Raw genomic sequence first — 14,552 nt, 5'->3', positions numbered from 1 at the left:
ACCCCCCCCACGTATGAGGGAGACATGAAGTTCCACGGAGTGCTGTTCTTCCCGGTCACGCCGTTCGCGGCGGACGGTTCACTGGACGAGGAACGGCTGGCCCAGCACATCGAGTCGGGTGTCGCCGCGGGCGCCGGAGGTGTGTTCGTCGCCTGCGGTACCGGCGAGTTCCACGCCCTGTCGGCCGATGAGATCGAGCGGGCGACCCGGGTCGCGGTGCGGACGACCGCCGGGCGGGTACCGGTCCTCGCGGCCGCCGGCGGTCCCGCACCGGTCGCCCGGGACCAGGCCGCCCGGGTCGAGCGCGCCGGCGCCGACGGCATCCTGCTGCTGCCGCCCTACCTGGTCAGCGCCCCGCAACAGGGCCTGGTGCGCTACGTCCGGGAGGTCACCGCGGCCACCGGGCTGCCCGTCGTCTTCTACCAGCGCGGTTCCGCCCGGCTCACCGCGGACACGGCCGCCGAGATCGCCGCCCTGCCCGGGGTCGTCGGCCTCAAGGACGGCATCGGGGACATCGAGCGGATGCACCGCATCGTCCGCGCGGTGCGTGCCGTGCCGGGCACGGAGGACTTCCAGTTCTTCAACGGGCTGCCCACCGCCGAGATGACCGCGCCCGCCTACCAGGGCATCGGCGTCGAGCTGTACTCCTCCGCGGTGTTCGCCTTCGCCCCGGAGATCGCCCTGGCCTTCCACCGGGCCCTCGCCGAGGGCGACGAGGCGCTGGTCTCGCGGCTCCTCGACGAGTTCTACGGCCCGCTGGTCGCCCTGCGCGACGAGGTTCCCGGGTACGCCGTGTCGCTCGTCAAGGCCGGCGTGACGCTGCGCGGCCTGGACGTCGGCGGCGTACGCGCTCCGCTGCTGGATCCGGCACCGGAGCACATCGCCAGGCTCGCGAAACTCCTCGACCACGGACTGGAGGTGGCCGCCGCATGAGCCCCACGCGCATCCGGGAGCTGATCGTCACCCCGATCGCCTTCGGCGACCCGCCACTGCTCAACTCCAACGGCGTGCACGAGCCGCTGGCACTGCGGGTCATCCTCCAACTCGTCCTGGAGGACGGAACGGTGGGGCTCGGCGAGTCCCCGGGCGGCACCGCCCGGCTGGAGCGGCTTCAGGCCGCGGCGAAGGTGGTCGCCGGCATGGACGTCTTCGACACCACCGCCGTCGCCGCCGCGATCGACGCGGCCCTGCTGCCGACCGTGCCCAGCTCGCACGAGCGGGGCTGGACCACCTCGGCGGTGGAGGTGGCCTGCCTCGACGCGCAGGGCAAGCTGCTCGGCCGCCCGGTCAGCGATCTGCTGGGCGGCACGGTCCGCGACTCGGTGCCGTTCGCCGCGTACCTCTTCTACAAGTGGGCCGAGCACCCCGCGCTCGACGGCCGGCCGGCCGTCACCGACGACTGGGGCGAGGCCCTCGACCCGGCCGGCATCGTCGAGCAGGCCCGGCTGATGCAGGAGCGGTACGGTTTCAGGTCGTTCAAGCTCAAGGGCGGCGTGTTCCCGCCCGACGAGGAGATCGCCGCGATCCGGGCACTGGCCGAGGCCTTCCCCGGGCAGCCGCTGCGGCTGGATCCCAACGTGGCGTGGACGGTGGAGACGTCGAAGTACGTCGCCCGTGAACTCGACGGCGTCCTCGAATACCTGGAGGACCCGACCAAGGGCATCGACGGCATGGCGGAGGTGGCGAAGGAGTCGCCCATGCCGCTCGCGACCAACATGTGCGTGATCGCCTGGGAGCATCTGAGGCCGGCCGTCGAACGACACGCGGTCCAGGTCCTGCTCACCGACCACCACTACTGGGGCGGACTGCGCCGCACCCGGGAACTGGCAGCCGTGTGCGAGGCGTTCGGGATCGCCCTGTCGATGCACTCCAACTCGCACCTGGGCATCAGCCTCGCCGCGATGACCCATGTCGCCGCGGCCATCCCCAACCTCGACCACTCCTGCGACACGCACTACCCGTGGAACTCGGCGGACGACGTGATCGTCCCCGGTGTGCTGGAGCTGCGCGACGGGGAGGTGCGGGTGCCGGCCGGGCCGGGGCTGGGTGTCGAGCTCGACCACGACAAGCTGGAGCAGCTGCACCGGCGTTACGTCGACTCCGGGATGCGCGGCAGGGACGACACCGGCTACATGCGGCGGATCCAGCCGGAGTACGAGCTGCGGCTGCCCCGCTGGTGACGGGCGTGCGCCCCTCCCTGTGGAGGGGCGCACCCGGTCACTTGGACTTCGGCACCTTCAGCCGGTCCCAGGTGAGCTTGCCGGGGATGCCGTCGGCGTCCTTGCCGGAGAAGCCCTGCTTCTGCTGCCAGAGCGCGTAGGACCGGCGGTCGGCCTCGCTCCAGTCGGGGCTCGGACCCTCCTCGTAGCGGCTGCACCCCTCGGCGACCAGGCGGCGGCCCATCGCCGTGATGATCGGGGAGCGCTGCCCGACGTGGAAGAACGCGGCGCCCGGGAACGGCTCGTAGGACGGCTTGGGCGCCGGCTTCGGGTCGGGGACCGGCTTGCTGCCGCCCCCTGAGCCCCTGAGCCGCTGGGCTATGCGCTTGCGCATGCCGTCCATGGTGAAGCCGCGCGGGTCGACCTTGCCCGGCTGCCACTCCTTGTGGCCGATGACGGAGCGCTCGGACCAGCCGTGGTGGCGGCAGATCGCCGCTGACACCTTCTCGATGGCCTCCTTCTGCGCCTCGGGCCAGGGGTCCTTGCCGTTGCCGAGGTTGATGCACTCGAAGCCGTAGAAGTGCCGGTTGCCGTCGGTGTCGGCCTCGTTGTCGTGCGGCAGCTTCGACTCGTTGATCACGGCGCGCAGGACGTCGCTGTCGCCGAGGCCGGCGTGGTTGGCGCGGCCGTTGCCGACCAGATGGACGTGGCCCTTCTTGTCGATGACGCCGTGGCAGAGCGGGCCGGGCAGGCTGGAGTAGCCGTCGTAGCAGATGTCGACGGAGGCCGCGGTGCCGGAGGTGACGGTGTGGTGGATCATCACGCCGTTCACCGGGCCCCAGGGGCCCTTGCTGTTGCGGTTGTGGGTGCGCCAGCTGCGGACCTCGTGGACGGTCAGGCCTTCGGCTCTGAGGATCTCCACCAGCTTGGACGCGCTCAGCGGCTTGGCCATCAGTTGTCTCCTTCCGCGGCGGCTTCCGCCTCGGCTGTGGTCTGGGACCGCCCGTGGGAGGGGTCCTCGGCGGCCAGTTCCTCGCGGTGGGCCTGCTCCTCGGCGGCGAGCGTCGCCTCGTCCGCGGGCGGCATGCTGCTCGCCAGCGGGCCGAACGCCAGGCGCAGGTCGACGGCGCTGCCCTCGCCCTTGATCAGGGCCAGCGGGGCGAAGTGCCGGGCGATGCCGGCCGGGCCCTGCAGGAGGGGGCGGCGGGCGGCGTCCACCGGCCACTCGACGCTGCCGGTGGCGGTGCGGGCGGGGACGCTCCAGTGGTCGCCGGTGCGGTAGGTGCCGCCCTTGGCGAAGTACACCTCGACGCCGTCCTCCAGGGGCAGCCACTCCCCCTCCGTGACGGGGACCGCGCCGCCGCGCAGGGCGGTGCTGCGGCCCTTGCGCTTCGGGCCGCCGTGGTGGTCCCAGCGGCGCAGGTACGGGTTCAGGTGCGCGAGCCGTCCGACGCCCGGGGCGGGTTCGGCGGACAGGCGGACCCGGCGGCCCGGCAGGTCCAGTTCCTCGACGCGCAGCAGCGGCAGGGGCTCCAGGCGGGAGGCGTAGGCGGTGTCGACGAACTCGACGTGGTCGCCGACGTCCAGGTCCAGCTTGTCGTCGTGGCCGAGGGACGCCAACTGCACCCAGGTGCCGTCGAGTTCGTCGACGGGGAAGACGACGGAGCCGTTCTCGCGGGACCACTTGAAGGTGGCGTCCTTCGCCTCGCCGCCCTCGTGGACCTCCACGCGGTACAGCTGGTTCTCCGGGCCGCGGTAGCGGGCGTCCGGCTTGACCAGGCACGGGTCCTCGTCGGCGTGGTCGGGCCGCTCGCTGCGGGCGGCGAGCCGGGCCGAGGGGGCCGACCGGCGCTGCGCCCAGCGGGTGAACGCGGCGCGGACGACCTCCTTGGAGGGGTCGGTCTCCTCGATCTCCAGCGCGGCGAGGGACAGCGGCAGCACCTGCCAGACGACCTTCACGCGGGCGGCGGTGTCGGGCATGGCGGCGCCGAGGGCGACCTCGCGCAGCGCGGGGTCCTCCGCCGCGGTGACCGAGCGCTCCCACACGTTCAGGTAGACGACGAACGGCGACTGGGCGGGTGAGGGCAGCCGGTCACCGGGCTTCTCCGGGTCGCGGAAGCCGTCGGGCTGGTCCCAGTAGGTCCAGTGCGCGGGCGGCTCCGGCGCCGGCTCCTCGCTGTCCTCGTCGGTGACGGGCACTCCGGCGGCAGGGCGGTCGGCGTCGCACAGGATGCCGTCGACGTAGTACCGGCCGCCGTGGATGAGGAGCGTGTCGATCTCGTGCTTGCCGCCGACGTACTCGATGCGGAAGCCGGCGGCGTCGCGCGGCCCGCCGTGCGGTCCGATGAGGTCGGCTGCGAGGCTGCGGGCCTGGTGGAGCTGGATCGCGGTCTGCTCGTTGAGGTCGGCGTCGAGCTGGACGCGGCCCTGCTGGGCGACGACCGCGGAGTAGTGCCGCTCCGGGCGGAACGTGGAGCGGGAGAGGTCTGCGTGCATGAAGGGTGTCCCCCTGGTTCAGAAGTGCGGGTTCACAAGGTCGGTGGCGGGCGCGCGCCTCACGTCACGAAGAAGATCCCGGCGTCGGTGCCCGCGGGCGTGTACTCGGCGAGCCGGGCCCTGAGGCCGTCCTCGCGCTGCGGCCGGTACAGGTCGTGGAAGGCACCCATCTCGGCGCCGTCGTCCGCGCCGCGCCGGATCTCCTCGGAGCACCGGTCTGCGAGCAGGCCGTACCAGGGCGTGCCGTAGCGCTGGGAGGTGAACAGCGGCTTGGTGTCCGGGCAGCGGTGGCGGCGCGGGGTGCGCGATCCGGTGGGGACGTAGGAGTGGCGCAGGCAGCCGATGCCGCGCCGGGCCACGTGGAGCCGGCCCGTGAAGACGCTGTTCTCGGCGATCTTCACCGCGTGCGTGTGGATCTCGCCGATGACGGTCGTGCGGTGCAGGTGCAGCACGGCGTGGGCATGGCGGCAGTCCGGGGCGGACAGGGCCTCGCGGTCGTCGGCGGTGGCGTCGAGGACGCTGTCGCGGATGTGGATGTCGAGCGGGTCCTCGCCCACCTCGTCACCGATGACCTCGATGGTGCCGAGGATGCTGTGCTCGACCTGGAGGCAGGCAGTGGTGCGGTCCAAAACGATGCTCGGCTCCTCGGGCGAGTGCGGCTCGCACTCGGGCTCCAGGGACCAGCCGGGCACGAGCGTGCTGTGCCGTACGACGACGGCGCCCACCGCCCCCGCCACGTTGATGCCGCGGCCGGCGACGAGCAGCCCGTCGAGGACGACCCGCGGCCGCTCGTGCGGGGCGCAGTCGTCGGACACCGCGCGGATGTTGAGGGCGTCGGGGCGGTTGCTGTACCAGTCGAGCAGGCGGATGACCGGGCGGGTGCCCTCGGCCGCGCGCAGTTCGAGCCGGTCGCCCGGGTCCAAGTCGAAGTCGAGCTGCTCCTGGTAGGCGCCGCTGTGCGTGATCTCGATGATGCCTACGGGCCCGGTGCGGTCGGCCCTGCGGTCGTGCTGCCAGGCCCGGTAGGCGTCCATGATCTGCCGGTAGGGCTGTCCCGGCCCGACCCGGTAGAACTCCGCGTCCGGCCGCGGTTCGCGGTCGCGCTCGTACTCGCCGCCGCCCATGTCGGCGGCGAACGCGTAGTGGTAGTCCACCCACACGCCCTGCCGGGGCGCGGAGCGCGAGCCGAACGCGATCCGCCCCAGCTCGGGGTCGACGGCCACCTGGCCCCGCTTCGGCCGGTAGCGCCAGTCCGACAGGTCGGCCACCACGATGTCCGAGGGCGGTACGGGGTTGTCCTCGCCGTCGAGGCGGATCACGAAGCTCTTGCCGGGGCCGTAGTAGTCGAGCAGCCGGTCGTGCAGGAGGCGGCGGGTGACGAACGCCGGCACGTTGTCGACGGTGGCGATGTGCGCCGGCGAGGGCTCCGGGAACGGCTTGGTGACCAGCGGGGTGTCGTTGCCGAGGATCGAGAACGTGTAGAGGTTGCGGGCCCGGTCGATGCAGTAGGCCGGGGTCCGGGTCAGCGGGTACGCCTTCAGCCGCCACACGAAGAGCGCGACGCCGGCCGGGCTCCAGCCGCCCTGCCGGTGCCGTGAGTCGGCGCGGCGGACGTCGACCGTACGGGCCGAGTTGGCGAACGGACCGCCGCCGAGGGCGAGTTCGGCGCCGTCGCGCAGATCGGCCAGTCGGCCGCGCTCGCCACGGTGCGTACCGGAGCCGGTGCCGGTGCCGGTGCCGTACAGCTTCACCGGCTGGGTGTGGGCGACCTGCCGGGACAGTTCGACGGCCCGGGCGGGCCAGCCCGCGACCCCTTCGGACAGCTCCTCCAGGAGGTGCAGAGTGCCCTTGCGGCGGCGGTTGGCGACCGTGGCGGCCACGTCCCGGCGCGGGGCGACCGCTTCGGCCAGGGCCTCCCGGCCGCCGTCGTGCAGACCGGTGGTCAGGACGCGCTCGTAGCCGGGCAGGGTGCGGTAACCGACGAGGTCGCCGAGGTACGGCAGCACCCAGGGGGCCGCCGTCTCCACGAACAGGTCCTCGTAGCCCTGCTGGACGCCGTCGCGGACGCGGTCGAGCTGTTCGGCGATCACCGCGAGGAGGGCGCGCAGCGGCTCGCCCTCCTCGGCGTCGCGCAGCAGGTGCCAGCGGGGCAGCAGTTCGGCGAGCCCGTCGGGTTCCCTCGGCACCACCGGGGCCTGCGTCTCCAACTGGGTGTCCGGGGACATCACTTGACCTCCGTCAGAATCAGGGTGTCCGCGGCCCGGGGCGACAGCAGCGCGAGCTGGGCCGGGCGGATGCCGCGGAAGACGTACACCGACCGGCCCTTGGGCAGGCGCCGGGTGTCGGTGATGTCGGGGTTGAGGCGCAGGAGTTCGGCGAGGGGGACGCCGTAGCGGGCGCAGATCTCCGACAGCGTCTCGCCGTTCCGGGCGCGGACGGTGTGGGTCTTCTCGTCGTACGTCGCCGGGTGCGCCGGGACGGTCGCCCTGGGCGGGCCGGGCCGGGTGAGCAGCTCGGTGAGCTCCTCAGGGCCGGCGGAGGCGGGCACGCCGGTGAAGACGTCGACGTCCACGTAGTCGACGCCGGGCACGGAGTGAGCGGTGGCCAGGACCTCGGAGAGGCGGGCGGGGCGGCCCAGCTCCCGGCCTTCGAAACCGAGCCGGTTCAGCAGGGCCTGCCGCAGGCGCGGTTCGACGATCTGCCAGGCGTGGTCGGGGGCCACCTTCACCTTGGCGGCGATCAGCAGCAGGACCGGTTCCCGGCCGTCCACGCGGACCGGGAGGTTGGCGTCGCCGTACTCGGTGAGGGCGCCGCGCAGGGCGCGAAGCGTGTCCGAGTCGGGCGCGATCGGCACGTCATCCGTGCCCGCGACCGTCACGTGCAGCACCCGCCGCCGCCCGTCGAAGAGTTCGCGCGCCGAAGCCCGGCCGATGCCGGCCCGGGAGCGGGCGAAGTCCTCGTAGTCGGACTCGGAGACCAGCCGGTCCAGGGCCGAGACGGCCAGCGGGACCGTGCGGCGGGTCAGGGCCGGGCCGTCGGCGTCCGCGCCGCCGATGGCCGGGCGCGGGTTGGTGACCGCGGTGACGCCGAGGGGCCGGGTGAGCGGCTGGGTGACGCGGTCCGCCGGGACGTTGGCGGCCTTGCCCGTGCCGAAGCGGTAGCGGGCACGGATGTTCTCGTGGCCGGAGGGCAGCCGGGCCCCGTGCACGCCGTCGCCGAAGGTCACCGTGGTCCGGCCGTCGGCCGTGGAGCCGGTGATGTAGATCCGCTCGGTCGGGCCGCGTCCGGCGAGGCTGTCGACCTCGTGCCACAGCACACCGTCGACCCGGATCTCCAGGACCGGCGTGGCGCCGAGGGGGTTGTCGTCGGCCAGCCAGGTCAGCGGGGACTGCCAGAGCGCGAAGGTCTGGTTGACACGGTCCGAGTCGCCGCTGCCGATGGCCTCCTCGCGGCTCTCGCCGTGGGTGGCCTCGACGACATTGCCCAGGATGCGGACCGTCTCACGGCGGTAGCGGTGGGCGAGGCCGGCGGTGAGGATGAGCCGGGTGTGGATGTGGTCGCCGGGGATCCGGCGGTCCGCGGCGGGGTCGGCGGCGGCGATCGTCACGACCTCCGTGGCCCGTACCCCGGCCGTGCCGGGGATGTCGCTGCGCTCGCCCTCGACGATGAGCGTGCGGCCCGGCCTGAGGCCCTCGTACAGCTCGGCGAGTTCGATCTCGTTGCCGTGCACGTCCTCGCCGAGCGGTTCGTCGGCGAGGCGCAGGGGCTCGCCCGCGGCGTGCACGGTGGTGTCGCGGATGTGCGACAGGAGCACGTCGAACTCGTCCAGCCAGGGGTCGGCGAGGGTGAGTTCGGTGCCGCGGCCGGTGATGCCGTAGTTGGTGTAGGCGGCCGTGCGCACGGCCACCACCTGGGTGGTGACGAACGCCAGCTTCGGATCGCCGGGGACGCCCTTGTCGGAGCCCTTGGCGGGCCGCTGGACCGCCACCCAGCTGCCGACGGTGATGCCCTCGTGCACGGTGTCCAGCTGGAGCGTGCGGCGGTTGACGGGCTCGGGCTTGGTGGCGATGACGATCTCGACGTTGGGTTCGGCGCCGCCCACCGTGTACTTGAGGCTGACCTCGTGCTCGCCGTGCGTGAACTGCTCACTGGCGCCCGGCCGGAGGGCGATCTGCTCGGACGTGCCGTTGTGGACGCCGACGTGGATCAGGCCCTCGTCGTCGGGCCGGGACACGAACAGGGTGCGCTCGGGCAGGCCGGAGCGGAGGCTGGCGGTGACGCCGGGTTCCTGGGAGTCGGCGGGCCGCCGGTTGAGCCAGCTGAGGTCGCGGTCCTGGCCGGAACGCACGGACAGTTCGACCTGGCCGGGGCCGAGCGTGAAGGTGACCGGCTGGGTGACGGGCAGGTTTTCGGCGCGCTGGTCGGAGCTGCTGCCCTCGACGTACTGGAACTCGGCCCGGACCGGGGTCCTGCCCGCCGTGTCGTACACGACGCGCATGGTCGCCAGCACCGCTCCGGTCAGCGGCCAGTCAGCGGTGCGGATGACCCGGCCACGGTCGTCCTGGACCGGCTTGAGCGGGGCCGTGGCGCCGAAGGGGGCCGCGGTGACGCGCAGGGCGAGCAGTTCGCGCAGGAGCTGCGGGGCGCCGGGGGCGGCGGCCGTACGCCAGGCCGGATAGAGGCTGCCGAGGCCGGGGTTGAGGGCGGAGAGGAGGCGGGCGGTGTCGGTGCCGGGGAGTTGTCGGCCGGTGGTGGCGCCACGCGGGGCGGGGGCGGTGGCGCGCAGGGCGGGAAGTATGGCGCCCAGGGCTTGCAGAGCGGCGGCGCGTGAGTCGCCCCCCAGGGGCGCGGGGAACTGCGCGACCGGCCCAGACGGCGCCGCAGCCGGTCGACGGCCGGTCGAGGCACCCTCATCGACCGTCTGAGCGGGTGCCAACTCAAGGGCCCGTTGACCCAGTTCCGCCAACACCGCCTCCAACTGCTCGAACCACTCCGCCACGTCCTCATACGGCTCGGCCAGCACCTGAGCCTCACCGAGGCGGGCGAGGGGCTCAGCGAGACGGGCCGCGAGCCGCTCGGGCGTCTTCACGCCGTCCAAGTCGTCACGCAAGGGCTCCAGGACCTGGTCCTCGAAGTCCTCGATGAGCCGACTGACCGGCCGCGGGTTGGGCACCTCCGGGGTGGGCGGCTCCTCCCCCGGTTCCCCCGGCTGCACGGCCGGCGCCGTCCAGCGCCGCACCTCGTCGACCAGTTCCTTCAGACTCGGCGGCGCCGACTTCGGCAGGGAGATCGCCGTGACGTCGTCGTCCCGGTCGACGCGCGTGTCCGCCACCGGCACCAGCTTGCGCTCACCGCCGGCGCCTTCCCCGAAGACGAACAGCAACTGGTCGCCGGTCCGCAGGGAGTGCGCGGTGCCCTCGACGAACAGCTCGGAGCGCTTCTCGAGGTCCCGCGGGGTGACGAGCGAGGGACGGCGGCGGCGGACCTTCAGCTCGTTGAAGTCCCAGCGGGCCGTCAGGTCCCGGCTGGTCTCGAAGGTCAGCGACTCCTCACCGGCGGACGTCGGCACGCTGTGACTGCGCGCCCCGCGCGGAATCAGCACGTTCTGGGCCTCGGCGCGCGGATCGCGTTCGAGGGTGTACGCCAGGTGCGTGGCGGCGGCGACGCCGGGGCGCGGCCGGTGCCCGACGAGCCGGCCGAGCAGCACCAGGGAGCGGTGCTCGTCGGCGGTGCGGACGTAGGCCTCGTCGGCGATGCGCTCGGAGTGGAAGGTGAGCAGGTCGCCGAGGACGGCGGTGGCGTCGAGCAGGCCGATCGCCGGGTCGTCCGGGGTGCGGACGGTGAGGCGGTTCAGCGCCGGGTAGGCGGGTGAGGCGAGCCGGTCGAGCAGGGCCGCCAGGAAGGAGCCGTACTCGCCGACGCGGTAGTCCAGCGCGGTGCGGCCGGGCGGGTTGTGCAACGGGGCCGGCGCGAGTCGCTCGTCGTGGCCGCCGCGGCAGGCGCCGCCGCAGCCGCACTCGTCGGTCGCGGTGACCGGGTGCGGGTCCGTCATCGGGCACCTCCCAGGGATATCGCCAGCAGGCCGTTCTCCGGCCGGTCCGGGTCGTTGTCGCAGGTGGCGATCTCCAGCGGGCCGAGCCGCAGCACGCCGTCCTCCCTCTCTCCTCGGTCCTGTCCGTACAGCCGCCGCAGCCGGGTGACCTCGACGCTCTCCACTCCGGGCACGGCCGCGGCGACGGCGACCAGGCGGCTGAGCCGGACCGGTTCGCCGAAGGTGAGCGCGTCGGGGTGGAAGAAGCCGAGCCGTCCGCCCGGCAGCCGGGCGCTGCCGAGCACGCGGTAGAGCTCGGCCAGGATCTGCCCGTGCTGGTGGCCCGGCCGGGCGCACACGGTCAGCGCGATGTCGAGCGGCACCAGGCGGGCGGGGCCCACGACGAGGTCGTGGCCGATGCGCCGGTACGTCTCCAGCGCCTGGGCGACGGAGTCGAGCAGCTCGCGCGACGGGGCGGCGGTGCCGTACGCGTCGATCGCGATGTGCGCCTCCTGGACGCTGCCGGTCCAGCGGAGTTCGGCCGCCGCGCGCTGCACGCCCGGCAGTTCACCCGCCAAGGCCGCATAATCGTCGGCCGTGACGGCGCGCAGCCGGGTGCGGCGCAGGTCGAGCGGGGCCAGCTGGCGTACCTGCTCGACGGGTTCGGGCTGGGTGCCGCCCAGTGCGGGCAACGGGTTGCGTACGGAGACGGCCGGGGCATCGCAGCCGCCCTGCACGACGAGGTGGTTGATGGCCTCGGCGCCGACGTTGCCCGCGGTGCCGCCGCCGAGCCGGTAGCGCAGGGTCAGCCGGGAGCCGGGCGTGGGCTTGGCGCCGTGCCGGCCGTCCCCGAAGCGCAGGGCCAGCCGGCCGTCGTCCTCCAGTTCGCCCACGAAGTGCCGCTCGCGCGGACCGCTGTCGAGCAGGTCACGGCGCGGAACCCAGGTCTGGTCGTCTCCGTGCACGCTTACGGCGGGCAGTGCCCGGCGCGGGTCCTGGGCGAGGGCGGCGGTCGCCGGGCCGCGCAGGACCGTCTCCTCCGGGTGGAGTCCGGCCGCGTAGGCCGCGCCCCAGCTGTGTGCGATCTCCCAGGCGATGTGCCCGTCGAGGACCGTGCCCGCGCGCGCCCGGGCAGCGAGGACCTCGACGCGGCGCAGTTTGGTGTCGAGCAACTGGTCGCTGCGGTACAGCAGTTCGCGCAGGGCGCGGACCGGGTGGCGGCGCAGTTCGAGGCGTTCCAGCACGTTCAGGCCGTAGACCACGGCGAGTTCGGCGATCTCCTGCTCGCCGAGCCCGTCCCGGTCACGGGCGCTGCGCCACAGTTCGACGAGCCGCTGCCGGATGCGGCCCGGGATGGCGGCGATCCGCTCGGCCTGCCCGGCGGCGACGGTGCCGGGGTCGGGGAAGGGCACCGCCTGGGTGACGGGCGTACGGCCGAGGACCGGGCGGAAGCGGGGCGCGATGCCCGGGTAGACGGACTGGGCGAGCAGGGTGCGCAGCGCGGCGGTCTGGGCGTACGCCGTGCCGGGCACGACTTGCTCGTGCCGCTGCCCGGCGCTCTCCAGGCCGAGGCCGGCGCGTGCGGTGGCGCGCTCGCCGACGACCTCGAAGAGTTCGCGGACGTCGTCGGGGACGAGTGCCCGGCCCGACTGCGTCCGTTCCGTCAGGGCGTTGATCAGCCGCGCGGGCGCGTTGCCCTCCTCGGTGTCCCGGCAGCCGAACGCGGGAGGGTCGCAGGGGGCGGTCACGGCAGGCACGGGTGGCACGGTGACCGTCTCGGGCAGCCCGGTCAGGGTCCGGCCGTGGTCGACGAGGACGACGTTGCCGCGGGCGAGCGTGACGTCCTCGACGGGCAGGCAGTCGCGTCCGCCGCGGGTGGTGAGGCAGAGCGGGAAGCACAGCGCGTCCCCGGCGGCCCAGGTGACCTCCAGGACCGGCTGGTCCTCGATGCGGTCCAGGCCGGGCGTGACGGAGGTGAGACGGACGGCCTGGCGGTGGGCGGGGTCGGCGTCGCCGGGGGTGCCGGTGCGCGGGCCCTTCACCTCCTCCAGGACGATGACGTCGCCGGGCTTGAGGTCGAGCCGGCGCTCGCGGCAGGTCTCGGGGTCCACCCAGGCGTCCCGCAGGGTGGCGGCCGTGGCGCCCTTCGGCAGGGTGCACACCTCGCCGCCCCACGTCCACAGCCGCATCGCGTTGTGCGCGACCCTCAGCTCCAGCGGGTCGGTGGCGACGACGGGTTCGAAGACCTCCACCGAGCCGCGCTCGTCGAGGTCGCCGAGCTCGGTCTCGTCGATGACGGTGCCCGGCTCGGGGCGGTCGTGCGGGTCGAGGCTGCGCACGTCGACGGAGGCGAAGCGGAAGGTGCCCGGAGCGAGCGTCCGGTCGTCCGCGGTGCGGACGGTGACGTAGGCGCGGGCGTTGCAGCCGTCGTGCATCGCGTAGTCGATGAGCCGGACGTGGCGGCGTACGGAGACGCGGCGGCGTGCGGTGTCGAGGTAGGCCTCGGTGGCGACGGCGTCCTGCTGGTAGCTGATCTGGTCGCCGGTGTACGCGAGGAGTTCGACGAGGGTTGTGCCCAGGTCGGCGGGGTTGCGCTCGACCCAGTCGGGGGTGGTGAGCGCGAGCCGGTCCAGGAGCAGTTTGCGGATGGTGTCGTAGTCGCGGGCGGTGTAGTCGATGACGGGTGCGGCGGGGAAGTCCGGCTCCGGCTGGTCCTGGTCCTTGCAGTCGAAGGGGGTCGGGCAGTCGGGCCGGAAGGAGAACGTGGCGCTGTGGTAGCGCTGGTCGAAGCCGCGGTACGGCTCGGTGCCGGGCCGTCCGTACGGGTCGGTCTCGACGAGGGAGAGCCGGTAGCGGGAGGTGTCGCCGGCCTTGTCGAGGGTGACGTAGAGCCGGTCGTCGAGCTCGGGGTCCTCCTCGCGTTCGACGCTGACGTCGACGGCGGTGATGCCGGTGATGCGCCGGCCGCCGTCGATCCGGACGTTCTCGGGGCCGAGGCCGTGCGGGGCCTTGCCGAGGAAGGTGACGGTGAGCAGCAGGCCGTCGTCGCCGGCCTCGACCGTGTCGACTCCGTTGAGCTGGGCGGCCCGTACGCGGGCCCGGCGGGAGGTGGTGGTGCCGGAGGTCATGCCGCCCTCCCTTCGAAGACGTCCTCGTGCCGGGTGCCGGTGGCGCGCAGGGCGTACGACAGGTACACGCGCACGACGTGGTCGTCGCTGACGACGTCGAGGGCCTCCACGTCGATGAGGTCACCGAGCCAGCTCTGGAGCGAGGCCTGCACGGAGAGTTCGAGGGTGCTGATCAGTTCCGGGCTGTTGGGCGTGAACACCAGGTCCAGGAGCCCGCAGCCGAAGTCGGGGCGCATCACGCGCTCGCCGGGGCTGGTGAACAGCAACTGCTCGATCAGGTCGTGGACGTGTTCGCCGTGGCCGGCGTGCGCGGTGCGTCCGCGGCGGTCCGCGCGGAACGGGAAGGCGATGTCGCTGCGGGGGCGTGTGCCGCGGCTCGTGGGACTCATCGGACGGTGACCTTTCGCTGCGTGCCCTGGACGACGGGCGGTCCCTGCGGGACGAAGGCCGCGGTGAAGCACTGGGCCGCGGAGATGTCGAGCAGCACGGGCGCGCCGTCGACGGTGATGCCGCTGCTGCCCGCGGTCCAGCGGACCGTGACGCACGGCATGGGCACCCGGTCGACGGTGTGCGGGCAGCCGGTGACCACGTAGTGGTGCGCGGTGGTGGCGACGGCGGCGCCCGCGACGCGTACGCCGCCGGCCGGTGGGGTGGCCGCCGTGACGCGCCCGCCGTGCGGGCAGCCGATCACGGCGGCGGCGTCCAGCAGACTCCCGGATGTTCCGGACACGTTCTTCG

Annotated in this window: 9 protein-coding genes; 2 read left to right on the top strand and 7 right to left on the bottom strand. The window is 73.6% G+C overall.

The features are described 5' to 3' along the window. The first annotated feature begins 24 nt into the window (after positions 1 to 24). Entirely contained in the window at positions 25 to 933 is a 909-nt protein-coding gene (locus ACH4G3_RS20320; RefSeq protein WP_397625799.1) for a 5-dehydro-4-deoxyglucarate dehydratase, read from the top strand. Next, positions 930 to 2,180 (top strand): glucarate dehydratase family protein, encoded by a 1,251-nt coding sequence (locus ACH4G3_RS20315; RefSeq protein ID WP_397625798.1) that lies wholly within the window; start codon positions 930 to 932, stop codon positions 2,178 to 2,180. Before ACH4G3_RS20320 ends, ACH4G3_RS20315 begins: the two co-directional genes overlap by 4 nt. A gap of 37 nt (positions 2,181 to 2,217) precedes the next feature. On the opposite strand, the gene ACH4G3_RS20310 is transcribed toward ACH4G3_RS20315, so the two are convergent. From ACH4G3_RS20310 to ACH4G3_RS20280, 7 genes are read right to left on the bottom strand one after another with little or no spacing between them, the layout of a single operon-like run. After that, on the bottom strand, positions 2,218 to 3,111 hold the full coding sequence (locus ACH4G3_RS20310; RefSeq protein ID WP_397625797.1) for a peptidoglycan-binding protein: 894 nt from the start codon (positions 3,109 to 3,111) through the stop codon (positions 2,218 to 2,220). Next, positions 3,111 to 4,655, bottom strand: a complete 1,545-nt coding sequence (locus ACH4G3_RS20305) for a DUF6519 domain-containing protein (protein WP_397625796.1) — start codon at positions 4,653 to 4,655, stop codon at positions 3,111 to 3,113. The genes ACH4G3_RS20310 and ACH4G3_RS20305 overlap by 1 nt, the downstream gene beginning before the upstream one ends. Positions 4,656 to 4,714: 59 nt before the next feature. Next, positions 4,715 to 6,880 (bottom strand): hypothetical protein, encoded by a 2,166-nt coding sequence (locus tag ACH4G3_RS20300; protein WP_397625795.1) that lies wholly within the window; start codon positions 6,878 to 6,880, stop codon positions 4,715 to 4,717. After that, complete coding sequence (locus tag ACH4G3_RS20295) at positions 6,880 to 10,707, bottom strand: putative baseplate assembly protein (RefSeq protein ID WP_397625794.1); 3,828 nt, start codon at positions 10,705 to 10,707, stop codon at positions 6,880 to 6,882. The genes ACH4G3_RS20300 and ACH4G3_RS20295 overlap by 1 nt, the downstream gene beginning before the upstream one ends. Next, a complete protein-coding gene (locus ACH4G3_RS20290; protein ID WP_397625793.1) occupies positions 10,704 to 13,814 on the bottom strand; it encodes a putative baseplate assembly protein in 3,111 nt (1,036 codons plus the stop codon). Before ACH4G3_RS20290 ends, ACH4G3_RS20295 begins: the two co-directional genes overlap by 4 nt. Further along, positions 13,811 to 14,203, bottom strand: a complete 393-nt coding sequence (locus tag ACH4G3_RS20285) for a GPW/gp25 family protein (RefSeq protein ID WP_020276141.1) — start codon at positions 14,201 to 14,203, stop codon at positions 13,811 to 13,813. The genes ACH4G3_RS20290 and ACH4G3_RS20285 overlap by 4 nt, the downstream gene beginning before the upstream one ends. Further along, entirely contained in the window at positions 14,200 to 14,544 is a 345-nt protein-coding gene (locus ACH4G3_RS20280) for a hypothetical protein (RefSeq protein ID WP_397625792.1), read from the bottom strand. Before ACH4G3_RS20280 ends, ACH4G3_RS20285 begins: the two co-directional genes overlap by 4 nt. Positions 14,545 to 14,552 lie beyond the last annotated feature (8 nt).

The organism is Streptomyces afghaniensis, from assembly GCF_044327915.1.
GTDB classification, from domain to species: domain Bacteria; phylum Actinomycetota; class Actinomycetes; order Streptomycetales; family Streptomycetaceae; genus Streptomyces; species Streptomyces afghaniensis.
The sequence above is the reverse complement of the archived record's forward strand: the minus strand, read 5'-3'. Positions and strand labels throughout refer to the sequence as shown.